Here is a 21,710-nt window from a genome sequence, read left to right as displayed (position 1 = left end):
AGAAAAAGTAATCGCTATTTTCTCCCTCACCTCCCTCACCTCCCTCACCTCCCTTACCCCCCTCATCTCCCTCAAAACTGTATCCCCTCGCTCCAGTTCGATCGAGTGGTATCTACAGAAATCAGGTAAGGCTGTTCGGAGTCGGTAAACGGCTCGGTTTTCTCGATTTGCGCTAATAATACCTCGGTTGTCGCGTCGGAGATGTCCCCGATTCGTTTTTCGATCCGATCGAGCAGAACCGATAAGGGCGCGTGACAGTGGACGATGTGAAAGGGAACGCCGATCGAACCCGCGAGAGCGCGTAACGGTTCGCGCCAGATAGCTCTATCGTATTTGGCATCGAGAATGACCGTATAGCCGAGAGGAAGTAAGATTCTCGCCAGTTCCGCCAGGCGATCGAAGGTTCTCGCGCTCATTTCCGGGGTATAGAGTTCGATCGATCCTCTGTCGTCGAGGTCGATTCCCGCGAGATGTTTGCGAACCGCATCGGAGCGAATCCGAATCCCGTCGAGCTTTTTAGCGATCTCCCTAGCTACGGTACTTTTTCCGGAACCGGATAGTCCGGAAAGGACGATTAACCGCCCGGAACGCGGCCGCGTGTATTCCCACGCTAGATGATAATACTGTCGCGCCGTCTCGCGGATCGTTTCCGAAAAAGTGTCCCCGTCTAACAAAAAGCTATTGACTTTGGCCCTAACGTATGACTGGCGGGACAGGTACAGGGACAGAACTTTCAAACCCTCCCAATCTCCGACGCGTTCGAGATAGGTATTCAGGAAAAGATTGGCGAAGTCCGGCCGTCCTCTAGCGGTTAGATCCATCGCGGTAAACGCGACATCGTACATCGTATCGACAAAGCGAAAGGACTCGTTAAACTCGACGCGATCGAACAGTTGAATCTCCCCGCGCCATAGGCACATATTATTTAAATGTAGATCTCCGTGACACTCGCGGATCTTGCCTTGTTCCTGTCTTTCCCGTAGCCAGTCCCCGCGATCGAGAAAGAAGTTATCGGTAAAGGTTTTCGTTTCCTCGAACTGTTGCCGTATCTGGACAGTATCGATATATTTTTCGGTCTGTCGGTAATTTTCCTCGAAAGCTTGTTCGATGGTTTCCAGTTCCCCGAATCGGGTAATATATTCGTCGGTTCTAGCCCGTTGATGGAAGCGGGCGATCTTTTTGCCTAGAGACTCGATTTCAGCTTCGGTTAATTCCCCTCGATCGAACCTCTGGCTTAAGAGACATTCTTGAGGGAACTGATTCATTTTCAGAACGTACTCGATAATTTCCCCGTCCCCGTTCAAAGTTACTTTTCCCGCGGATTCGGTAATCGGTAACACTTCCCGATAGATATCCGGCGCGGTGGATTGATTGAGAGAGAGTTCTCGATCGATACATTCTTTCCGTTTCTCTAGAGTGGAGAAATCGAGAAAATGATAATCGACCGGCTTTTTGATTTTGTAGGCGAGATCTCCCGTTAGAAAGACGATCGACGCGTGGGTTTGAATTACCTTCACGGGACTTGTAACCGGATGGGGATAAAAGTCGGGATTCGTGAGCGTTTCGATTAGTTTTGCCGTGTCCATCTGAAAAACTCCCGCGTTAGTCGAGAAATTCGATAATTTTATCGACCAAAATATCTAGACTGTCGATGAGCGGTGAATGACCGCAATCGGGTACGATAAATAATTCTGAATTCGGAAGATCTCTAGCGATTTCTTCCGCCGAGATTCTAGGGATCACTAGATCTCGATCGCCCTGTAAAATTAGTGTCGGCGCTTGAATTCTCGTCACGTCCCCGCTTCCGCTGTCGATGCCGTTAAACTCCGGGGAGATATTAAAATGGGTGAGCGCGTAAAAAACATCGACCAAATTTCTTTGGGTTAACGAGTCTTCGATATATTCGGCGTACTGTTCGGGAGCGGGTTTATATTTCGTGTAGATCAGACTATCCCAGAGATTTCGATAAAATACTTTATCCCGATTTCCTAAAGCTATCAATCCGGGAGCGATCGCGGGATCGTTGGCGATTTCTTCTTTCGTGGTTAGAAACTCTCCCGCGATAATCCGTCCCATTCCATTCCGTTTCGGGAGCGCGTATCCCTGAATTCCCACCGACGCGACGAGAATTAATTTCTCCACGAACGATGGGTAATCCGCGGCGAATTGCATCGCCACGCCCCCACCCGTTGACCAACCCGCTAGAGAGAATTTATTCAAGCCTAATCGCTCGATAAATAATTTTATATCTTCCGAGAAATCCTTTAGTGAATTAATCTCGCGATGATAGCTAGAAGCGCCGAAACCCCGTAAATCTACCGCATAGATATGAAATTTATCCCGTAATCGATCGATCGCGACATCCCAATGTTTCGAGGAAGTCATATTCCCGTGAATCAGGATCAGCGTTCGATCGCCCTCTCCCGCTTCCCGATACCCGTAGGTTTCGCCATTACCCAATTCGATACTTTTTAGCATAAACGATCGTTGAGAGTTAAAAGCTCGAAACTAACCCAAGAAATCGAATTCTCGATTCCCTATGTTTTCTTCTCCCGTCCGCGTGTAATTTAATTCTAGATCTAGCCGAAACCCGATCGCCGCCCGATTATCCGGAACTCGATCGATCGAACACGTCCCGCAAACCATCACCGACGAAATTAATACTCAAAACCGTCAAAAAAATCGCCAGTCCGGGAAAAATCGCCATGTGAGGCGCGGTGGTTAAATAATCCTTCGCTTTAAATAACATCTGTCCCCAGGTCGGCACATCGGGAGGGAATCCCAAACCGAGAAAACTTAACGTGGATTCGGTGATGATCGCGTTACCGACCGCGAGCGTGGCCGCCACGATAATTAAGCCAAAAACGTTGGGCAAAAGATGTACGCGAATCAGCCGAAAGGGAGATGCGCCGAGGGATCGCGCCGCGGTAACGAATTCCATCTCCCGCAGTTTGAGAAAATTTCCCCGTACCAATCGGGCTACCGACATCCAATTTAAACCACCGATGACGAGGACGACGAGGATAAAAATTCCCGTTTCCGGCCCGGCGATCGATTTGATACTATCGCGGAATAGATACACGATCAACAATAAAAGCGGTAATTGAGGCAAAGAGAGAAATAAATCGGTCAATCGCATTAAAATACTGTCGATCGCTCCCCCGTAAAACCCCGCTATCGCCCCGATCGATGTTCCCAGCACGATCGCCACGGCCATGGCCGCGATTCCCACCGCGAGCGAAACCCGTCCCCCGCTTAAAACCCGCGCCAGTTGATCTTGGCCGAGATCGTTCGTACCGAAAGGATGGGCTAGGGAAGGTGGTTCGGTCGTTCGCGCGAAATCGATACGATCGATCGGCACCCGGTACACAACGGGACCGAATACCACACCGATCACGATAACCCCCAGAACGATCGCCCCGATTACCGCCATTCGATCCCGATAAAAACGTCGCCAAGCGTCCGCGACCGGAGAGGGCAAAAAGGGAAGAACAACCATAGACAACCTCGATCGCTTGACAGAATTCATAATCATTATGGACGATCGGGATAGAGAGGAGTCAGGAGTCAGGAGTCAGGAGGCGATAATGGCGATAATACTGTAACGTCAGTTCGGGTTAAGAATTTGACGATTTTTCGGTGAGAAGCCGAGTTTTATTCGGGGGACTAGCCCCCCGACCCCCCCACCGGTGGAGGGGTGCCTCCCCCGGACCCCCTGCACAAGGCTATTATCCACCTCACCGCAAGGTAAAAATATTTCGCGATGACCCGAATCAGAGGATCTCGATTCTGACTTATCCCGAACTGACGTTACTGTAATTCCATCTCCCCATCTCCCTGACCTCCCCATCTCTCCATCTCCCTCACCTCCCCCATCTCCCTCACCTCCCCTATCTCCCCATCCTCCCATCCCCCACCATGCGTATCATTTTCTTCGGAACCCCGACCTTTGCCGTCCCCACCCTGCAAAAATTGCGGGAAACTCCCTCGATCGAGGTGATCGGGGTCGTCACGCAACCGGACAAGCGCCGGGGACGGGGTAATCAATTAATCCCCTCGCCGGTTAAAAAAATCGCCCTAGAACATCAAATTCCCGTAATCCAACCGAAAAGCGTCAAGAAAAACGCCGAAGCGCTCGATTTTTTACGGAACTCCCGCGCGGATGTCTTCGTGGTGATCGCCTACGGACAGATCCTCTCGCCGGAAATTCTCGCCATGCCCCGACTCGGTTGCGTGAACGTTCACGGGTCATTATTGCCGAAATACCGCGGCGCGGCCCCGATTCAATGGTCTCTCTACCACGGGGAAACGGAAACGGGAATCACGACGATACAGATGGACGCGGGGATGGATACCGGGCCGATGTTGCTGAAATCCTCTACCTCGATCGCTATTCTAGACAACGCGGGTCAACTAGCGGAAACCCTCGCGCGTCAGGGCGCGGATCTACTCCTAGAAACGATTCAAAAGCTCGATAAAGGGGAAATTACCCCGATCGCACAAGATAACGATTCGGCAACCTACGCGCCGTTACTGCAAAAATCCGACTATCTGATTAACTGGTCATCCCCGGCGATCGCCATTCACAATCAAGTCAGGGGATTTTACCCGGATGTCTTCACCACTTTTCGCGGGGAGTCGTTGAAGGTGATAGCCACGGTTCCGCTCGGTGAAACCACTCGATCGAATCTTCCCGAGGAATACCGCTCGATCGAACTTCCCGCCGTGTCCGGTCAACCCGGCGAAACGATCGCCCTCCTGAAAAATTTCGGCCCCGTAATTCAGACCGGGGAGGGATGTTTGCTTCTGCGCGAGGTGCAACTATCGGGGAAACCCCCGCGCTCCGGTCGCGATTTCGTCAACGGTTCGCGGTTAAGCGTCGGCGAGATTTTAGGCTAGTTCATACGATCGACAGCCCTCGCAGGGGCCTTCCGGGTTGATCGCGCAACGGATCAGTTCGGAATGGGCGTTAAACCGACAGGACGCATCCCCGATCACGGTACGTCCGTCGATAAAGCTGGTTTCGACCGGGGGCCGCGCGGTTTGCACGTATAGGGAAATTTTCTGTAAACAATAGCCACCGATGCGGTACTGATAGTGGTGGTGGCGCTCTAAAACCGCGTAGGTTTCCCCTTTCACGGCGAGATAGTTTCCCGGTTGCGGTGTCCAATCCAGCCGGATCTCGCCTAAACTCCGGCGCGGGTGGGTCAGAATAAGCTCCGTGGGTAAGGAATCTGGCTCCATAAGGGTCTCGTGTATTCTAGGCTACTTGTCCCAATGGTAACGCGAATTCCGGAGCCGAACCGCTCGATCGAGAGGGGAATTCCGTCGTTTCTCGAAGGGGTTTCGAGTTGCCGCCCCCCGCTCTCTATCGATCGGGTCAGGGTCTTTCTGTAATTTCCGGTACGATCGAACAAGTGAGCGCGCGCGGTAGACTTTTCTCGCTTCCGAGCGATCGATGACCTCGTTCACGCTCCCCTCAAGCTGAACAAAGGGATTTCCATGACGCGAACAGTTTTAATTTTGGGTGGTACGGGTCGTATCGGTCGGAGTGTGGCGCGCGATCTGATCGAACACGCGGACGCGAACGTGATCGTTACCGGACGCGGTTTATCACCCGATAATTTAGACGCTAGAGAGCGTTTCGTTCGCCTGGATCTAGAGGAACGAGAGAGACTGAGAGAGGCGATTCAAAACAGCGATCTCGTCATTCATTGCGCCGGCCCCTTTCACTACCGCGACGGACGGGTGTTACAAACCTGTATCGAGGAGAGGGTAAATTATATCGACGTGAGCGATCATCGATCGTTCTATCAGAAAGTGATTCCCTATCGATCGGATGCGGAAAACGCGGGCATCACGGCAGTTTTAAACACGGGCATCTTTCCGGGCATTTCTAACAGTATCGTCCGCGAGGGAGTGGAAAAACTCGATTCCGCCGAGACGATCCGTTTGTATTACGGGGTCGCGGGATCTGGTGGCGCGGGATTGACGGTGATGCGAACGACTTTTTTAGGATTGCGGAAACCGTTCGACGCGTGGATCGATGGTCGGTGGCAGACGGTGAAACCCTATACGGCGCGAGAGGCGATCGATTTTCCGCCCCCCGTGGGGAAAACCGGGGTTTATTGGTTCGATATGCCAGAAACCTTTACTTTCGCCGAATCTTTTCCGGTGAAAAACGTGATCACGAAATTCGGTTCCCTACCGGATTTTTATAACCATCTCACCTGGATCACGGCGCATATTTTCCCCGAGTCCTGGGTGACGAGTCCGAGAGGGATCGAATTTTTCTCGAAAGTGAGTTACGCGATGACGGAAGTGACGGATAAATTCACGGGGATCGGGGTCGCCATGCGAGCGGAGATCGAGGGGGAGAAGGAGAATCGAAAAGCGCTATACACCGCGACGATGGTACACGAGAATACGGCTTTTTCCGCGGGGTGCGGGACGGGAAGCGTGGCGGAATTATTACTCGCGGGAAAGCTCGATCGACCCGGCATCTATCCGGTAGAACAGATACTACCGACGGAACTATTTAACGCGACAATGGAGAAACGGGGGATTACCATCGATCGCCACCTCGTTTTTCCGTAGGCTATGAAAAGATTTCGCGACGTTCTCGTCTGTTTTTGTCTCGCTTTCCTACTTATCCTCGGCCTTTCTGTAACGGGAAACGCTCGGGGACAAACCCCGAATCCTGGCTCGGTACAACCGGCTACTTTAGAAACTTTAGGAGAAGGTTTTCCCGTAACCTTAGACGGTCGCGTTCTTTTTCTCGTGCGTCACGGCATCGGTTCTTTTACCCCGGAGGAGAGAGCGCGGGCGATCGAGAACCGGATCGAGAAAATCGCTGGAGATGAAAGTCTTTCTTTAGAAAATTTAAGGATTCGGGTCGATCCGGAGGATAATTCTCCCTCGATCGTTTTAGGGGATAAAGTGATCCTGAGTGTTACCCCCCAAGACGCGAAACTCTATCGGGGAAGTCAGACCGAACTCGCGAAACTCGCGCTAGGGGAAGTTAAAACGGCGATCGAGCGTTACCGTAGCGATCGACAACCCGATAATCTATTGCGGGACGTGATCTATACAGCGATCGCCACGGTGTTTTTGTTTTTCTCGATCGCGGCGATTTCCTTCCTATCGGGTCGAATTTTTCCCGCGCTCCGACGGTTGATCATCGCGCTGGTTCCAGGATGGCGAATTCAGAATTTTGAAATCTTTTCGCCGGAGAGAATCGGGAATATTTTCCTACGGGTTCTAAAATTCCTTCGCCTTTTGGTAATTTTAACCTTAGTCTATTTCTACTTGACTTTCGTTCTTCGATTATTTCCCTGGACGAGACAATTCGGCGATAAGTTTCTAACTTATTTCCTCGATACAGTCGATCTAGTCGCCAAACAGATCGCGATCTATCTTCCCAATCTTTTCGTGGTGGTCATCATCGCGACGATTACCTATTATTTGCTGAGAACGATTCGACCGTTTTTCATGGCGATCGAGCGGAGAAATCTTCAAATTCAGGGGTTTTATCCCGACTGGGCGCGACCGACCTATAATATTTTAAAATTTCTGATCGTCGCGTTGGCCGTGGTGATCGCGTTTCCCTATCTGCCGGGGTTTAATTCTCCCGCGTTTCAAGGGGTATCGGTTTTTCTCGGGATTTTATTCTCCCTGGGTTCCACTTCCGCGATCGCTAATATCGTCGGGGGGGTTATTCTCATCTATACCCGCGCTTTTCAACTGAGGGATATTATCTCGATCGGGGATGTGACGGGAGACGTGATCGAGAAAACGTTATTAGTTACCCGAATCCGTACCCCCGCGAACCGCGTCGTCACGATTCCGAATTCGGCTCTTTTAAATACTAACGTGGTGAATTTTAGCGTATCGCAGAGGGAGTTCGATCGGCCCTTAATTCTCCAAACCACGGTGACATTAGGCTACGATCTCCCGTGGCGAAAAGTTCACGCGGTTTTAATCGACGCGGCACTAGCGACAGAACACATCCTCCCCGATCCCGCTCCTTTTGTTCTGCAATCGAGTCTCAATGATTTCGCGGTCGCTTATCAGGTAAATGCCTATACCGATCGACCGAATTTGATGCCGTTAATTCACTCGGAATTACACCAGAATATACAGGATAAATGTAACGAGACGGGAATCGAGATTATGTCTCCCAATTACTTAGCCCTTCGAGACGGCAACCATTCGACCATGCCCGAAAATTATTTACCGAGCGATTATCAAACCCCGACCTTCGGGATTAACCAGGTAAGTAGGAATGGATAATTTCCCCGATCGCCTTGATCGCTCCTTCCATTCCCTTACTCGTAACTTCCGACAATTCTTCCCCGAAATCGCAGTTAACCGCGGGAATATAAACCCCGCGAGCGATCGGTGTTTTCTGATAGATCGATCGGGTGAATGCCAGCAAAGATCTCGGATTTTCCGCGTGGCCGAGATTTTTCCAATCCCCACTACTTTCTAGGTTTTCGATTTGAATTTCGGGCCGATCGCTGAAAACGGCATCGACAAAAATCACCAGATCGCAACCCGCGATATCTTCCGAGAGTTCCGGGGTTAATTGATGCGCGGTAATCACTCGCGTGTCCGGGTAATTTTTTCCCTCGATAATTTCGGCAACTCTTACCCCCACCCCATCATCATTCCGTAAAGTATTCCCGTAACCGATAATTAATATATTCATTTAGGAACCTTCTAAATTATATTCTTGATGGATTTCCCAGCGTTGGCCGTTATGGAGAAGTAAGGTAATTCGATCGACCGAAAATCGATAGTATAACTTCCTCTCTTTAAATTCCGTCCAGGCTTTCTGAAAATTCGCTCTCGTTAAATCCCGAAAACCGACGGTTAAATGAGGGTGAAAAGGTCGGCTTTTCGCTACGGGATCGAGAATATTTAATTCCGTTTCTAGAGATGTCATTAACTGCCGTTGAACGATTAACAGTTCCTCGGTTTTCTGAACATCTATATAGATAACTCTCGGCTTAAACACGTTAAAATTCTCTAAAACCATCGGCACCGGATCTCGATCGCTCGCGAACTCCCGCAAACATCGATCGAGATCCGGTAATCGTTCCCGCTCCCATTTAAAAGGCGCTTGTAACGTGACGTGGGGAGGCGATTTCAACGCGGCGCGACTATTGTAAATTTCTGCAAATTCTCTCTTGATTTTCGTGGCGACTTCCTGTACCTCTACGGGAGGCAAAAGGGCGATAAAAAATAAAGAGCGATCGTTCGGATTCATAGCGGGAAAAAACGCGTGAGAGCTAACCGAAAACCCTTATAATTATAGCGTTGGCCGTCTAGATCGATCGCTAGAAATTATGCCGTGGTTCGTCAAGATAGAGAGAGGGATCGTCGAGAAATCGGTCTTCGATCTTCATGTGAGCGCTCATAAAGCCTTCGTCCGCGACCTCATCGAGAGAGGCCACGAGGCCAAAACCGGTTATTGGGCCGAGAGAGGGGGAGGGATGTTGATCTTTAAAGCGGACTCCCTAGAAGAAGCTAGATCGATCGTTTCCCGCGACCCCCTGATCGAGAATGGCTGTGTCGAGTACGAACTACACGAGTGGCGCATCGTCGTCGAGTGACGGGAAGGCAGGAGACAGGAGGCAGGAGGGGATCAAATCTCTCTTTTTAAGAGGAATTTAGAGGGAAAAAGTCCCCCTTAAAAAAGGGGGATTTAGGGGGATTTACTTCCCGAATCCCTTACCCCGATTATCCGAGGCCATACAGAGACAGTTATTAATCTGTTCTTTCAGCGTTTCGTGATCGAGATTTTGACCGATCAAAACTAACTGATTTTTCCGTTCCCCTTTCCACTCGTCATCTTCTAGCGTGAACCGTTTGCCGCTGAGGTGGAAAATGTGGCGTTTCGGACTCTCATCGAACCAGAGAATCCCTTTCGCGCGGAAGACATTTTCCGGTAATTGATTATCGAGAAAGTATTGAAACTTGCGGATCGAAAAAGGTTTATCGCTCGCGAAAGAAACCGAGGTAAAACCATCCACATCTAAGTGATCCGAGTGATCGTGGTGATGGTGTCCGTGATCGTGATCGTGTTCGCAATGACCGTGATCGTGGTCGCAATTGGAATGATCGTGATGATCGTGATGGTGATGGTGGTCGTGATCGTGATGATCCTCGTGTGTATCGAAATATTTATCGGACTCGAAAAGACCGACGCTAAGGATCAGGGGTAGGGGAACTTGCGATTTCGAGGTACGCAGAATTCGCGCGGATTGTTTGAGATCGCGGATTCTCACTTCTAGCGCGTCCACGTCCGCCTCATCGACGAGATCGGTTTTATTGAGAACGATAATATCGCCGTAGGTGATCTGGCTTAAAGCCGCTTGGGAGTTGAATAAATCGAGGCTGAAATTCGCGCAATCGACCATCGTGACGATCGAATCGAGACGCGTCATCTCCCGTAATTCCGTCCCCAAAAAGGTCAGCGCGACCGGCAGGGGGTCGGCGAGTCCGGTCGTCTCCACCACCAGATAATCGATTTTTTCCGAACGTTCGAGGACTTTATAGACCGCTTGGATTAGATCCTCGTTGATGGTGCAACAGATACAACCGTTGTTGAGTTCCACCATATTGTCATCGGTGGTGACGATCAGTTCGTTGTCGATACCGATCTCCCCGAATTCGTTGACGAGTACGGCGGTTTTCAGTCCTTGCTGGTTGGTCAGAATATGATTGAGTAGGGTGGTTTTGCCACTGCCGAGAAATCCCGTGATGATCGTGACGGGTAAGCCGTGTTTCGGCGCTTCCATCACGTTACTGGCTTGCGTTTCAACGGTTTGCATACTTTTTCCACACAGAATATCGAGTGTCGCGAGCGATCGACGCTATCTCTCCATTCTAGGAGACGATCGAGGGGCTTGGGTCGCGCGAATCTGACGATTCTTCCCCCGATCGATTCCCTACCGTTTCCGCTTCACCGCGATCAGTCCACTACCGAAGAGAATCAGGGCGATCGCTCCCGAGGGTTCCGGGATCGCGGGATTATTGATGCTTAACGTATTGATGCCGATCGCCCGCAACGCGACATCACTACTAAACGCGATTCGACTAATCTCGGCGCTCGGACTACTCACCCCGATAAAAACCGCCGAATTATCGAGTGCGAGGGAGGAAGTAGCCGGGAAAATATCGAAAATCCCTAACGAATTACCGTTAACATCGAAAGCCTCTATATAGGCTGTATAAGAAGTGGTCGCGTCATCCGCCGCGATCTGGGCCCCCGCGCCCTTTACCGGCGAGTCGAAAGCGATCGAGAGCGGCCCCGGATTCCCCAGTGTCGGTGGGGGAGTCCCCGGTTTTAACCCCGTGAATAAAATAAAATCCCCTTCCGCGAAATTGGTCTCGATACCCGAAGCGGTGGTTTGAAAAATCAAGGGATTCGTGATCTGGGGGGGAGAAGGAAGAGTCGGAGGGGTCGGAATACTCACCGTTACTCCCAATCCTCCCGCGGACGTTGCGGTGAAAGAAAGCGGTAGCGTACTGGGAGGGAAAAACGTTCCCACGCTCGACCAATTCAGGGAATCGTTCCCGCTCAACGCGGCGCGACTCGTCACCAAATTAATCGCGAGGGAAGGGGCGGTTAGAGAAAAACATAGCGATAACGCTAGAGCGGGAGAAGTAAAACGTAAAAACATTTAAATCTCTTACTTTTATGACTTCGCAATTATATTTCCGATTTTTATGCTTGAATTTAAAGTTTTATGAGTGAATTTTTCTATTGGAATTTAACGTTTTGTAAGCGAGCCGAGACTCGATCGAAACGGAAAATCTAAAGTCTCGATTACAAAACAAGCGATCGACCCCCCCGCGACGGCACTATAGAAAAAGAAGCCCTAGAGAAATCGAACATGAGAGAACACGATGTCGTGATCGTTGGCGGTGGGTTAGCCGGGTGCCGCGCCGCTTTAGAAATCAAACGCCTCAACCCCTCGATCGATGTCGCCGTCGTTGCCAAAACCCACCCCATCCGTTCCCACTCCGTCGCCGCGCAGGGTGGCATCGCCGCGGCCCTCCAGAATGTCGATCCCGACGATACCCCCGAGTCCCACGCCTACGATACCGTCAAAGGTTCCGATTTCCTCGCCGATCAAGATGCCGTCGCCATCCTGACCAACGAAGCGCCCGACGTAATCATCGACCTCGAACATATCGGCGTATTATTCTCCCGTCTCGAAGACGGACGCATCGCCCAGCGCGCTTTTGGCGGTCACACCCACAATCGCGCCTGTTACGCGGCCGATAAAACCGGTCACGCCATCCTGCACGAGTTGGTCAGCAACCTCCGCCGCTACGGGGTCAAACTGTACGATGAATGGTACGTCCCTCGCCTGATTTACGAGGACAACATCGCCAAAGGGGTCGTAATCTACCACATCGCCACCGGTCAACTGGACATCCTCCGGGCCAAAGCCGTCATGTTCGCGACCGGCGGTTACGGCCGCGTCTATAACACCACCTCCAACGATTACGCCTCCACCGGGGACGGGTTGGCGATGACCGCGCTCGCGGGACTTCCCCTAGAGGATATGGAATTCGTACAGTTTCATCCCACCGGTCTCTATCCGGTCGGCGTGTTGATTTCCGAGGCGGTCCGCGGCGAGGGAGCTTATTTAATTAACAGCGAGGGACGGCGTTTTATGGAAGATTACGCCCCGTCGCGCATGGAACTCGCCCCCCGCGATATTACTTCCCGCGCCATCACTCTAGAAATTCGCGCCGGCCGCGGGGTACATCCCGACGGGAGCGCCGGCGGCCCCTTCGTGTATCTCGATCTGCGACACATGGGACGGGAAAAGATCATGAGTCGCGTTCCTTTCTGTTGGGAAGAAGCGCATCGTTTAGTGGGGATCGACGCGGTAAACGAACCGATGCCGGTGCGCCCGACGGTACATTATTGTATGGGGGGAATTCCGGTTAATACCGACGGTCGGGTGAGAGCGAGCGCGGAAAGTTTGACCGAGGGATTTTTCGCGGCGGGGGAATGTTCCTGCGTGTCGGTTCACGGCGCGAATCGGTTGGGGAGTAATTCGTTATTGGAGTGCGTGGTGTACGGTCGTCGGGTGGGTCGATCGATCGCCCGTTACGTGGAAAAACGCGAGTTTCCCGACCTCGACGCGTCTGTATATTTGAATCAGGCTAAAGAACAGATCGAGAATTTAGTGAAGCAGGAAGGAACGCTCCGGATCGCGAAATTGCGTCAGGAATTCCAGGATTGTATGACCGATCATTGTGGCGTTTTCCGGAATGAGACGACGATGCGGGAGGGGATCGATCGCATCGGCGAACTCAAACAGAAATACAGCCAGATCTATCTCGACGATAAAGGCGGTTGTTGGAACACGGAAATCATCGAGGCACTGGAGTTACAGAGCCTCATGGTAGTGGGAGAAATTATCCTCACCTCCGCGCTAAACCGTCAGGAAAGTCGCGGCGCGCACTCGCGGGAGGATTTCCCCCAACGCGACGACGTAAATTTCCTAAAACACACCCTCGCCTACTATTCCCCCGCGGCGATCGATATTACCTATATGCCCGTGGTGATTCAAGATTTCCAACCGGTCGAGCGGAAGTATTAATGTCAGTGAATAACAGTGTGACGGGAGAGAAAATAATGATAAAAACAACGCTTTTGGAAAAACTGGAAGCTCTACCCGAGTCCTTACAAACCGAAGTGATTCACTATATCGAATTCCTCCTCGAAAAGTACGCGAAAACCCAGCCCCCCTCAAAACTCGAAACCGTGGAAGAACAAAATGAAAAGCGTTATGGTTATGGTAGCCTAGCGGGAAAAATCATTATGTCTGATGATTTTGATGAACCATTGGAAGAACTAGAGAAATATATGTAGAATGAATTATCTTCTAGATACTCATGTTTTTCTATGGTATGTTTTAGGCGATCGAAGTCTCAGCGATCGAGCGAGACAGATTATCGATGCCAAGACGGGATTACACTTTAGTATTGTCAGTTTATGGGAGATTTCTATCAAGGTCAACATCGGAAAACTACAACTCGATTGTTCGTTCGAGGATTTATTAACGAGGCTCAGGTATATTAACGCCGAAATTCTCCCGATCGAGATTCAAGATACCCGAACCTATATAGACTTACCCTCGATCGAGAATCATCGCGATCCCTTCGATCGTCTTCTCGTTACACGAGCCATCAATCGATCGCTAGTTTTCGTGAGCGCCGATCGAAAATTCGACTTTTATTCCCCGCGACGAATCTGGACATAAACTGCTCGCGGGACTGTATCGGAAAACCACCGTAATAATACGACGATCGAACAGGCCAAGACACCCATCGATCGAGCGAAACCCCGTCGCGTTCCCGAGAGCGATCGAGTACAGTAGTAACATAGCCCCCGTTGACCTCGATCGAACCCATGTCCGAAACGCCTATCTTTACCGGCCAGATTCTCAACCCGACGTTAAATCTCTACGCGCGTTTTCTCTTTCCCCTCGTCCAGATCCAGAAAACCTATAAAACACTGTATAACTTTTTACTCAAACTAATCTGGGATGAATTAATCCATAATCGCAAGGTAAAAAATGAATTCGCCTCATTAGTTTTATTCGTGGCTTTCTGGATTTCTGCCTTACTAACCTATCGAATAAAAATCTATCTGCCTATCTTACTCTCCCTATTCTTCATTCTCTGGTTTATCGATTACTACACCGCTCGAAAAAAATACGTCACCGGTAAATATTACACTCCCGTAACTCTCCTGAAAGACGACGAAGATAAAATTACTTGGTCTCGCAAAGCCTCCTCGAAAAAACTCTTGAAATCCGAATTTATCGCCGGACAGGTAGCGGGAATCGCCATCGATCGAGAGATCGTCTACGGGGGTGCCTTTCAGGAAAAATTCGGGAAAGTATGGCAGATCGAACTCCGCTTTTGGGACGGTTCCGATCTGATCGTTCACGAAGATGCCGACGCGCGGAAAATTTTCCAGAAAGCCCGTGAATTAGGAGATTTATTCGCCGCTAACGTCTTTTTTTCCAGTAGTCAGGGATACGGAAAGTATAGCGAGGAAGATCTAGGAATTAGCGCGTTCATCGATGATTCCTCCCTACGAAGTATCCGAAAAAAAGACAAAATTCATCTGATCACGCGATGGCGATGGAAAAACAACCGATCGCTGTTCGGAAAAATCCTGCAAGATTCCGGCTTTTTTCTATTCGCGATCTTGATGACCAATTTCATGGCTAATCTCGGTCAGGTTCTCGACGCGATCATCGCGGCGAATAACTCCCGCGGTGAAGAAACCACGATCTATTTTCCCGATATTTTTAAAGGCGTACTTTACGGTCACAGCCCGCTCGGTTTCGCCACCCTATTTCTCGCCCTAGGATGGATGATCTATCGCGGCTGGCGGTTAAGTCGCGCCAAACACGTCACGATCGATAAATACGAGGTCAAATACGCCATCGACAACCGGCGGATCGATCGCCTGAAAACCGGTACGATCGAGGCCGTTCTACTCGTTCAAAAGCCCGAACTCGCCATCCTGATTATCGGCCGGGACAGAACGATCGTCCTCGAACCCTTCCAGCGACTCGAAGACTGTCAGGCCTTTCTCACCGCGCTGGAGAGAGCGATCGAACCCTTCCGAACCCCCCTCGAACCGGAATCGGAAACCCCGTAATTTGCTACGATAATGAATGAAGAAATGTAAATAACGGATTTAGAGCGAAAAAAACGGCATGGGCAACGACACGATCACGTTACTTTCCTCGCGGGAAATCGAAAAAATGCGACGCGCCGGACGATTAGCGGCACAACTCCTCGACCACCTCGCGCCGATGGTCAAACCGGGAGTCACCACCCTAGAACTCAACGATGAAGCCGAGCGCTGGACGCGCGCGAAGGGAGCGAAAAGCGCGCCACTAGGCTATCACGGCTTTCCGAAATCCATCTGCACCAGCATTAACGAGGTGATCTGTCACGGCATCCCCAGCCCCGATCGAGTTCTCCAAGATGGCGATATTATTAACATCGACGTGACCCCGATTCTCGACGGCTACTACGGCGACACCTCGCGTACCTTTTTCGTGGGAACCCCCTCCCCCATCGCCAAAAAATTAGTCGAGGTGACGCGCGAATGTCTACAAAGAGGCATCGACGCGGTAACGCCGGGGGGCAAAATCGGCGATATCGGTGCCGCGATCCAGGAATACGCCGAAGCGCAGGGTTTTTCCGTCGTGAGGGATTTCGTCGGTCACGGTATCGGCAATGTCTTCCACACCGGCCCGCAGGTTCCCCACTACGGGACGCGGGGCAAGGGCAAAAAAATTCGCCCCGGCATGGTATTCACCATCGAACCGATGATCAACGAGGGGACGTGGGAACATATTCTCCTAAAAGACGGCTGGACGGCGATTACCAAGGACGGCAAACTGTCCGCGCAATTCGAGCACACCATCGCCGTCACGGAATCCGGGGTAGAGATCCTCACCCTCTCCGATTAAACTCGATCGGGGGAGTCCGATTTTCCGACTCCCCGTGTCGCGAGATTACCCGCGTTTGTCGCGACGGCTTAAGAATAAACCGCCACCGAGAATTCCCAACGCCATCACCGTCCCCGGTTCGGGAGTGGACGAGAAAGAAGCGTTTTGGATGCTAAAACCATCGACCACACCATTCCCACTACTAAAAAAGATCGAACTGAAATTCGCGGTACCGATAACACCCAAAAATCCATTCGCGCCACCGATAGTGTTATTGACCAAAATGTTTTGAATTCCCAGACCGTCGAAATTGCCCGATAACGTTAATCCATTAGAGTTCGCGCTGATAAAATCGGCACCGAAGGCGAACACGGATTTTGGAAAATCCCAAGTGATCGTGGCGGACGCGGTAGCGCCTCCCGCGGCATTCTGGTACACGCCGCCGGAAACGGAGTTATTATTGAAGGCGTTGGGAAGAGTGACCTCGGGGGAATTGGTCGAAGTAATCCCCGAATCTAAAAGGATCGATTGTGCCGAACCGATATCGGTACTGAAAGTATCGGTGGTGGTGACACCGTTAAGCGCATCAACGGCCGCTTGCCACGCCGCCCGATCGGTGTAAACGGTGAAGGCTCGCGCGGAAGAAAGGCTTCCGAGAACGAAGGTAGCGGTTCCAGCCGCTAAAGCGAAAGATTTTACGGTAGCAGATAGCATCATCTAAATTGACTCCACAAAACAAGAAAGTAGGAAAAAATGGCTCTCTTGTATATGGGCTTAAAATGTATTCGCCGAAGTATTCGCCGAACACGTTTTAAGGTGGTGTACGCTTTTAATCCCTTCCACACCGGCTTGTTACGGCGCCCTTGATCTGATTTTTTGCCGTAACCCCGAGACAGCCGAAACTTTAAACAGACGCTAGATTAGCATGAAAAGTAACATCGGTGTCAAAAACTGTCACGAGCCGTAATATAAAATTAATTTATCGCAATATTTACCGCGTAAATATCAAAAAATACTTTATTTTACTCGAATTTAATTAAAATGTGCTAGACAAAATAATTTTTGTAGCGATCGATTCGATCGAGTCCGTCCGTCGGTGAATCGTCCTCCCGTTCGATCGGTCATAATGGCGATCGAACAGTCACGGACGCGAACACCATGAGTAACCTGAGCGGGACTTGGTTAGGAACCTACTGGCAGGAAGGTCAACCGACGCGATTTGAAATGACTCTGGTACAGGGGGAAAATACCCTCAGCGGCAATATTCTCGATGACGGTTATCTCGGTGAGGCGACTCTCGCCGGGGAAGTCATCGGCCGGCGGATCTCTTTCACCAAAACCTATCTAGGCGGGATCGGCCATTCCGTCGCCTACACCGGAATCGTGGCCGAGGATGAAGATTCCATGTCCGGGGATTGGCAGATTAAAAACCTCGTTACCGGGACTTGGGAAGCCCATCGTAGTAAAGACGATTTAACCGCCGAGTTAATGTCCCGTCTAACCGCGAAAGTTCCCGCGGGAGTCCGTTAAAAACCGTCGGGTGGGTTAGCGAAGTGTAGCCCACCGAAAACCAGGGAAAGGAACCTTTTAAATCAAATTTTCCAGTCTTGGCGATCGAGGGATTCGCCGATCCTCCAACGAATGACATTTTCAGAACCGCGGGCTATTATGGTGACATGAACCATAACGAGATCACCATGTTACCCGTCCCCCCGTTTTTCGATCCCCGGAAAGCCCGGGAAGTCTGGCGCGTTCCCTACCAACAGCGAGCGATCGAGGCGACGGAACACGCGAGAAAGTACAATATTACCCCGTCTAGTGAGGATAGCGAGAAAATTTGCCTATTACTCATCGATCCACAGAATACCTTCTGTTTACCCGACTTCGAGTTATTTGTCGGCGGTCGGTCGGGGACGGGAGCGATCGAGGACACGATCCGGATCTGCGAGTTCATCTATCACCACCTCGATCGCGTCACCCGGATCGCGGTGACACTGGACACCCACGGCGCCATGCAGATCTTCCACCCGATTTTCTGGATCGATGCGGACGGGGAACACCCGAACCCGATGACGCTCATCACTACCGAGGACGTGGAAACCGGAAAATGGCGCGTCAATCCCGCGGTAATGGACGCGTTAGGAATCCAAGATTACCGAACCCTACAGGATTACGCCCGACACTACACCCGCGAACTGGAGAAAACGGGGAAATATTTACTAACCGTCTGGCCCTACCATTCCATGCTCGGGGGAATCGGTCACGCGGTCGTCTCCTCGATCGAGGAAGCGATCTTTTTCCACTCGATCGCCCGGCAGAGTCAACCGCTCTTTGAACTCAAAGGCGGTAATCCCCTCACGGAAAATTACTCGGTTCTACGCCCGGAAGTGCTGGAAAACGAGCGCGGGGAAGCGATCGCCCGCGAGAACCTTCCATTCCTCCAGCAATTACTAGCATTCGACAAAATCATCATCGCGGGACAGGCGAAAAGTCACTGCGTCGCCTGGTCGATCGAGGATTTATGGAAACAGTCCACAGCACACGAACCCGAATTTGTCAAGAAAATCGTTCTCCTCGAAGACTGTAGTTCCCCGGTCGTCGTTCCGGGAGTGATCGACTTTACCGAAGCGGCGGAAGCCGCCTACCGACGTTTCGCCGACGCGGGAATGCGGGTAGTTAAATCCACGGATCTCGATCGATCCCTCTAAAGAAATCCGAATTTTCGTGTGGTTAGGGAGTCAGGAGTCAGGAATCAGGAGTCAGGAGCCAGGAGAAAGAAGATTATCGTTATAAATTGCAGAAAACCTCTATGTACGAATGGCGCGAGGGGATAAATCGGCGGGATTCGATCGACAACATTCTTTACTCTTCCTCCTGGCTCCTTATCCACGCGAAACACGAAAAATTCTCAATTCCGCGCGCGGGCTAAGGTAGATGGATAAGCCTTTCCCCCTTCCCCCTTTCCCCTTTCCCCTTCCCCTTTTCCCCGCTCTTGACGTTCAGAAATTCGGTATTCTCCCTCTCCCGCCAGGATTAAGCGCGAACACTACCGATCAGGTTCGGATACCTACACTATCGAGAACGCGGGGTTATTTAGCACTATAGAGATAACGAAGGAACCGGTGGAGTGGGTATCGCCCCGATCGCCGCGTACCGTTCCCGTTAGCAGTCAATATTTAGTTTGTATCGGAGCAGCGCAAAGTCATGGGAAAAGTAGTTGGAATCGACTTAGGGACGACTAACTCCTGCGTCGCCGTAATGGAAGGGGGCAAACCCACCGTTATCGCCAACGCGGAAGGATTTAGAACCACTCCCTCGGTCGTCGCCTACGCCAAGAACGGCGATCGCCTCGTCGGTCAGATCGCCAAACGTCAAGCGGTGATGAACCCGCAAAATACTTTCTATTCCGTCAAACGCTTCATCGGACGCAAATTCAACGAAGTCACCAACGAAGCGACCGAAGTTTCTTACAAAGTTCTCCAGGACAGCAACGGTAACGTTAAATTAGACTGTCCCGCGCAAGGCAAGCAATTCGCGCCGGAAGAGATCTCCGCGCAGGTTCTCCGCAAACTGGTGGAAGATGCCAGTAAATACCTCGGCGAACCCGTTACCCAGGCGGTAATCACCGTTCCCGCCTACTTCAACGACTCCCAGCGTCAAGCCACCAAAGACGCGGGCAAAATCGCCGGGATCGAGGTTCTCCGCATCATCAACGAACCCACGGCCGCCTCTCTCGCCTACGGGTTAGATAAAAAAGCCAACGAAACGATCCTCGTTTTCGACCTCGGCGGTGGTACGTTCGACGTATCGGTTCTAGAAGTCGGTGATGGCGTGTTTGAAGTGTTAGCCACGTCCGGTGACACCCACCTCGGCGGTGACGACTTCGACAAAAAAATCGTCGATTATCTCGCCGATGAATTCAGAAAAGTCGAGGGTATCGATCTCCGTCAGGATAAACAAGCCCTGCAACGTCTGACCGAAGCGGCAGAAAAAGCCAAAATCGAGCTTTCTAGCGTATCTCAAGCGGATATTAACCTTCCTTTTATCACCGCTACCGCGGACGGGCCGAAACACCTCGATACGACCCTCACCAGAGCGAAATTCGAGGAACTGTGCGCCGACCTGATCGATCGCTGTCGCGTCCCGGTCGAAAACGCCCTCCGCGATGCCAAGATCGACAAGGCGAATATCGATGAGGTAGTTCTCGTCGGTGGTTCGACCCGGATTCCCGCCGTTCAAGAGGTGGTGAAAAAGGTTCTCGGCAAAGACCCCAACCAAAGCGTCAACCCGGATGAAGTGGTCGCGGTCGGCGCGGCGATCCAGGGTGGTGTTCTCGCCGGGGAAGTGAAAGATATCCTTCTCCTCGATGTTAGCCCCCTCTCCCTCGGTGTGGAAACCCTCGGCGGTGTCATGACCCGCATCATCCCCCGCAACACGACGATCCCGACCAAAAAATCGGAAGTGTTCTCGACGGCGGTAGACGGTCAGACCAACGTGGAAATTCACGTCCTCCAGGGCGAACGGGAAATGGCCCGCGATAATAAGAGTCTCGGAACTTTCCGTCTCGACGGTATCCCTCCCGCGCCCCGCGGTGTTCCCCAAATCGAGGTGGTTTTCGACATCGACGCGAACGGGATCTTGAACGTGACCGCGAAAGATAAAGGAACCGGCAAAGAACAGTCGATCAGCATCACCGGAGCCTCTACCCTGCCGCAAAACGAGGTAGAACGCATGGTGAACGAGGCGGAAAACAACGCCGCGGCCGATAAAGAACGTCGCGAACGGATCGATCGCAAGAACCAGGCCGATTCTCTCGTCTACCAGGCCGAGAAACAGTTAAAAGAACTCGGCGACAAAGTTCCCCCGTCGGACAAAACGAAAGCGGAAGGACTGATCAAAAACCTCAAGGATGCGGTCGCGGCCGACGACGACAACAAGATCAAAGAACTCTTACCGGAACTCCAGCAAGCCCTCTACAGCATCGGTAGCAGTGTATACCAACAAGGCGCGCCCGGCGGCCCCGGTGATGGTGGCGCGGGTGGCGCGGGTGGCGCGGGTACCGGTGGCGGTGGCGATGACGTGATCGACGCGGAATTCTCCGATGCCAAGTAAGTAGTTGAATTAGTTGTTTAGGACATGAGGACACGATCGGATCGTGTCCTTTTTGTTGTCGATCGGAGAGAAAAATTGTTATCTTAA

Annotated in this window: 21 protein-coding genes; 12 read left to right on the top strand and 9 right to left on the bottom strand. The window is 51.4% G+C overall.

The window, feature by feature from the left end; translation table 11 throughout:
- Positions 1 to 71 precede the first annotated feature (71 nt).
- The 3 genes from V0288_RS08685 to V0288_RS08675 form a co-directional block, all read right to left on the bottom strand.
- Positions 72 to 1,586, bottom strand: a complete 1,515-nt coding sequence (locus V0288_RS08685; RefSeq protein WP_332864686.1) for a bifunctional aminoglycoside phosphotransferase/ATP-binding protein — start codon at positions 1,584 to 1,586, stop codon at positions 72 to 74.
- A gap of 16 nt (positions 1,587 to 1,602) precedes the next feature.
- A complete protein-coding gene (gene phaZ, locus V0288_RS08680; protein ID WP_332864685.1) occupies positions 1,603 to 2,478 on the bottom strand; it encodes an intracellular short-chain-length polyhydroxyalkanoate depolymerase in 876 nt (291 codons plus the stop codon).
- A 127-nt stretch (positions 2,479 to 2,605) separates the two neighbouring features.
- Entirely contained in the window at positions 2,606 to 3,499 is an 894-nt protein-coding gene (locus tag V0288_RS08675) for an ABC transporter permease (RefSeq protein ID WP_332864684.1), read from the bottom strand.
- 419 nt (positions 3,500 to 3,918) lie between these two features.
- Here V0288_RS08675 and fmt point away from each other — a divergent pair, with 419 nt between their 5' ends.
- Positions 3,919 to 4,899 (top strand): methionyl-tRNA formyltransferase, encoded by a 981-nt coding sequence (fmt, locus tag V0288_RS08670; protein WP_332864683.1) that lies wholly within the window; start codon positions 3,919 to 3,921, stop codon positions 4,897 to 4,899.
- Here fmt and V0288_RS08665 read toward each other — a convergent pair.
- Positions 4,891 to 5,244 (bottom strand): DUF6464 family protein, encoded by a 354-nt coding sequence (locus V0288_RS08665; RefSeq protein ID WP_332864682.1) that lies wholly within the window; start codon positions 5,242 to 5,244, stop codon positions 4,891 to 4,893. The genes fmt and V0288_RS08665 overlap by 9 nt on opposite strands.
- A 258-nt stretch (positions 5,245 to 5,502) precedes the next feature.
- On the opposite strand from V0288_RS08665, the gene V0288_RS08660 reads away from it, so the two are divergent.
- Positions 5,503 to 6,597 (top strand): saccharopine dehydrogenase family protein, encoded by a 1,095-nt coding sequence (locus tag V0288_RS08660; RefSeq protein ID WP_332864681.1) that lies wholly within the window; start codon positions 5,503 to 5,505, stop codon positions 6,595 to 6,597.
- A gap of 3 nt (positions 6,598 to 6,600) precedes the next feature.
- A complete protein-coding gene (locus V0288_RS08655; protein WP_332864680.1) occupies positions 6,601 to 8,292 on the top strand; it encodes a mechanosensitive ion channel family protein in 1,692 nt (563 codons plus the stop codon).
- Here V0288_RS08655 and V0288_RS08650 read toward each other — a convergent pair.
- Both V0288_RS08650 and V0288_RS08645 read right to left on the bottom strand, forming a co-directional pair.
- Positions 8,267 to 8,710: a hydrogenase maturation protease gene (locus tag V0288_RS08650; protein WP_332864679.1), complete on the bottom strand. Its 444-nt coding sequence runs from the start codon at positions 8,708 to 8,710 to the stop codon at positions 8,267 to 8,269. The genes V0288_RS08655 and V0288_RS08650 overlap by 26 nt on opposite strands.
- Positions 8,711 to 9,271 (bottom strand): 2'-5' RNA ligase family protein, encoded by a 561-nt coding sequence (locus V0288_RS08645; RefSeq protein ID WP_332864678.1) that lies wholly within the window; start codon positions 9,269 to 9,271, stop codon positions 8,711 to 8,713. It abuts the gene before it with no gap.
- 79 nt (positions 9,272 to 9,350) lie between these two features.
- Here V0288_RS08645 and V0288_RS08640 point away from each other — a divergent pair, with 79 nt between their 5' ends.
- Positions 9,351 to 9,617, top strand: a complete 267-nt coding sequence (locus tag V0288_RS08640) for a YciI family protein (RefSeq protein WP_332864677.1) — start codon at positions 9,351 to 9,353, stop codon at positions 9,615 to 9,617.
- A gap of 102 nt (positions 9,618 to 9,719) precedes the next feature.
- On the opposite strand, the gene V0288_RS08635 is transcribed toward V0288_RS08640, so the two are convergent.
- Both V0288_RS08635 and V0288_RS08630 read right to left on the bottom strand, forming a co-directional pair.
- A complete protein-coding gene (locus tag V0288_RS08635) occupies positions 9,720 to 10,838 on the bottom strand; it encodes a CobW family GTP-binding protein (protein ID WP_332864676.1) in 1,119 nt (372 codons plus the stop codon).
- A gap of 117 nt (positions 10,839 to 10,955) precedes the next feature.
- On the bottom strand, positions 10,956 to 11,690 hold the full coding sequence (locus tag V0288_RS08630) for a hypothetical protein (protein WP_332864675.1): 735 nt from the start codon (positions 11,688 to 11,690) through the stop codon (positions 10,956 to 10,958).
- 213 nt (positions 11,691 to 11,903) lie between these two features.
- On the opposite strand from V0288_RS08630, the gene V0288_RS08625 reads away from it, so the two are divergent.
- The 5 genes from V0288_RS08625 to map all read left to right on the top strand — a co-directional run bounded on the left by V0288_RS08625 (position 11,904) and on the right by map (position 16,532).
- A complete protein-coding gene (locus tag V0288_RS08625) occupies positions 11,904 to 13,631 on the top strand; it encodes a succinate dehydrogenase/fumarate reductase flavoprotein subunit (protein ID WP_332864674.1) in 1,728 nt (575 codons plus the stop codon).
- Positions 13,631 to 13,903: a type II toxin-antitoxin system VapB family antitoxin gene (vapB, locus tag V0288_RS08620; protein WP_332864673.1), complete on the top strand. Its 273-nt coding sequence runs from the start codon at positions 13,631 to 13,633 to the stop codon at positions 13,901 to 13,903. The genes V0288_RS08625 and vapB overlap by 1 nt, the downstream gene beginning before the upstream one ends.
- Position 13,904: 1 nt before the next feature.
- Positions 13,905 to 14,294, top strand: coding sequence for a type II toxin-antitoxin system VapC family toxin (locus V0288_RS08615; RefSeq protein WP_332864672.1), 390 nt, complete (start codon positions 13,905 to 13,907; stop codon positions 14,292 to 14,294).
- 149 nt (positions 14,295 to 14,443) lie between these two features.
- A complete protein-coding gene (locus V0288_RS08610) occupies positions 14,444 to 15,709 on the top strand; it encodes a hypothetical protein (RefSeq protein WP_332864671.1) in 1,266 nt (421 codons plus the stop codon).
- A 58-nt stretch (positions 15,710 to 15,767) separates the two neighbouring features.
- Positions 15,768 to 16,532 carry a type I methionyl aminopeptidase gene (gene map / locus V0288_RS08605; protein WP_332864670.1) on the top strand — a complete coding sequence of 255 codons (765 nt, stop codon included), beginning with the start codon at positions 15,768 to 15,770 and terminating at the stop codon, positions 16,530 to 16,532.
- Between the two features lie 45 nt (positions 16,533 to 16,577).
- Here the strand turns inward: map and V0288_RS08600 are convergent, their stop codons facing one another.
- Positions 16,578 to 17,228 carry a PEP-CTERM sorting domain-containing protein gene (locus tag V0288_RS08600; protein WP_332864669.1) on the bottom strand — a complete coding sequence of 217 codons (651 nt, stop codon included), beginning with the start codon at positions 17,226 to 17,228 and terminating at the stop codon, positions 16,578 to 16,580.
- 441 nt (positions 17,229 to 17,669) lie between these two features.
- On the opposite strand from V0288_RS08600, the gene V0288_RS08595 reads away from it, so the two are divergent.
- The 3 genes from V0288_RS08595 to dnaK all read left to right on the top strand — a co-directional run bounded on the left by V0288_RS08595 (position 17,670) and on the right by dnaK (position 21,623).
- Positions 17,670 to 18,041: a hypothetical protein gene (locus tag V0288_RS08595; RefSeq protein ID WP_332864668.1), complete on the top strand. Its 372-nt coding sequence runs from the start codon at positions 17,670 to 17,672 to the stop codon at positions 18,039 to 18,041.
- Positions 18,042 to 18,187: 146 nt separating this feature from the next.
- The gene (locus tag V0288_RS08590; protein ID WP_332864667.1) at positions 18,188 to 19,219 is read left to right on the top strand and encodes an isochorismatase; all 1,032 of its coding nucleotides are present in this window, start codon (positions 18,188 to 18,190) and stop codon (positions 19,217 to 19,219) included.
- Between the two features lie 496 nt (positions 19,220 to 19,715).
- A complete protein-coding gene (gene dnaK / locus V0288_RS08585; protein ID WP_332864666.1) occupies positions 19,716 to 21,623 on the top strand; it encodes a molecular chaperone DnaK in 1,908 nt (635 codons plus the stop codon).
- Positions 21,624 to 21,710: the final 87 nt, after the last annotated feature.

The organism is Pannus brasiliensis CCIBt3594, assembly GCF_036688125.1.
GTDB classification, from domain to species: domain Bacteria; phylum Cyanobacteriota; class Cyanobacteriia; order Cyanobacteriales; family Microcystaceae; genus Pannus; species Pannus brasiliensis.
The sequence above is the reverse complement of the archived record's forward strand: the minus strand, read 5'-3'. Positions and strand labels throughout refer to the sequence as shown.

Bases quoted from the DNA above. Each gene is read 5' to 3' on its own strand.
- V0288_RS08650 (WP_332864679.1), bottom strand. From the start codon at position 8,710: ATGAATATATTAATTATCGGTTACGGGAATACTTTACGGAATGATGAT.
- V0288_RS08665 (WP_332864682.1), bottom strand. From the start codon at position 5,244: ATGGAGCCAGATTCCTTACCCACGGAGCTTATTCTGACCCACCCGCGC.
- V0288_RS08600 (WP_332864669.1), bottom strand. From the start codon at position 17,228: ATGATGCTATCTGCTACCGTAAAATCTTTCGCTTTAGCGGCTGGAACC.
- phaZ (WP_332864685.1), bottom strand. From the start codon at position 2,478: ATGCTAAAAAGTATCGAATTGGGTAATGGCGAAACCTACGGGTATCGG.
- V0288_RS08635 (WP_332864676.1), bottom strand. From the start codon at position 10,838: ATGCAAACCGTTGAAACGCAAGCCAGTAACGTGATGGAAGCGCCGAAA.
- V0288_RS08610 (WP_332864671.1), top strand. From the start codon at position 14,444: ATGTCCGAAACGCCTATCTTTACCGGCCAGATTCTCAACCCGACGTTA.
- V0288_RS08685 (WP_332864686.1), bottom strand. From the start codon at position 1,586: ATGGACACGGCAAAACTAATCGAAACGCTCACGAATCCCGACTTTTAT.
- V0288_RS08590 (WP_332864667.1), top strand. From the start codon at position 18,188: ATGAACCATAACGAGATCACCATGTTACCCGTCCCCCCGTTTTTCGAT.
- V0288_RS08675 (WP_332864684.1), bottom strand. From the start codon at position 3,499: ATGGTTGTTCTTCCCTTTTTGCCCTCTCCGGTCGCGGACGCTTGGCGA.
- V0288_RS08660 (WP_332864681.1), top strand. From the start codon at position 5,503: ATGACGCGAACAGTTTTAATTTTGGGTGGTACGGGTCGTATCGGTCGG.
- V0288_RS08640 (WP_332864677.1), top strand. From the start codon at position 9,351: ATGCCGTGGTTCGTCAAGATAGAGAGAGGGATCGTCGAGAAATCGGTC.
- fmt (WP_332864683.1), top strand. From the start codon at position 3,919: ATGCGTATCATTTTCTTCGGAACCCCGACCTTTGCCGTCCCCACCCTG.
- map (WP_332864670.1), top strand. From the start codon at position 15,768: ATGGGCAACGACACGATCACGTTACTTTCCTCGCGGGAAATCGAAAAA.
- vapB (WP_332864673.1), top strand. From the start codon at position 13,631: ATGTCAGTGAATAACAGTGTGACGGGAGAGAAAATAATGATAAAAACA.
- V0288_RS08645 (WP_332864678.1), bottom strand. From the start codon at position 9,271: ATGAATCCGAACGATCGCTCTTTATTTTTTATCGCCCTTTTGCCTCCC.
- V0288_RS08630 (WP_332864675.1), bottom strand. From the start codon at position 11,690: ATGTTTTTACGTTTTACTTCTCCCGCTCTAGCGTTATCGCTATGTTTT.
- V0288_RS08595 (WP_332864668.1), top strand. From the start codon at position 17,670: ATGAGTAACCTGAGCGGGACTTGGTTAGGAACCTACTGGCAGGAAGGT.
- V0288_RS08625 (WP_332864674.1), top strand. From the start codon at position 11,904: ATGAGAGAACACGATGTCGTGATCGTTGGCGGTGGGTTAGCCGGGTGC.
- dnaK (WP_332864666.1), top strand. From the start codon at position 19,716: ATGGGAAAAGTAGTTGGAATCGACTTAGGGACGACTAACTCCTGCGTC.
- V0288_RS08615 (WP_332864672.1), top strand. From the start codon at position 13,905: ATGAATTATCTTCTAGATACTCATGTTTTTCTATGGTATGTTTTAGGC.
- V0288_RS08655 (WP_332864680.1), top strand. From the start codon at position 6,601: ATGAAAAGATTTCGCGACGTTCTCGTCTGTTTTTGTCTCGCTTTCCTA.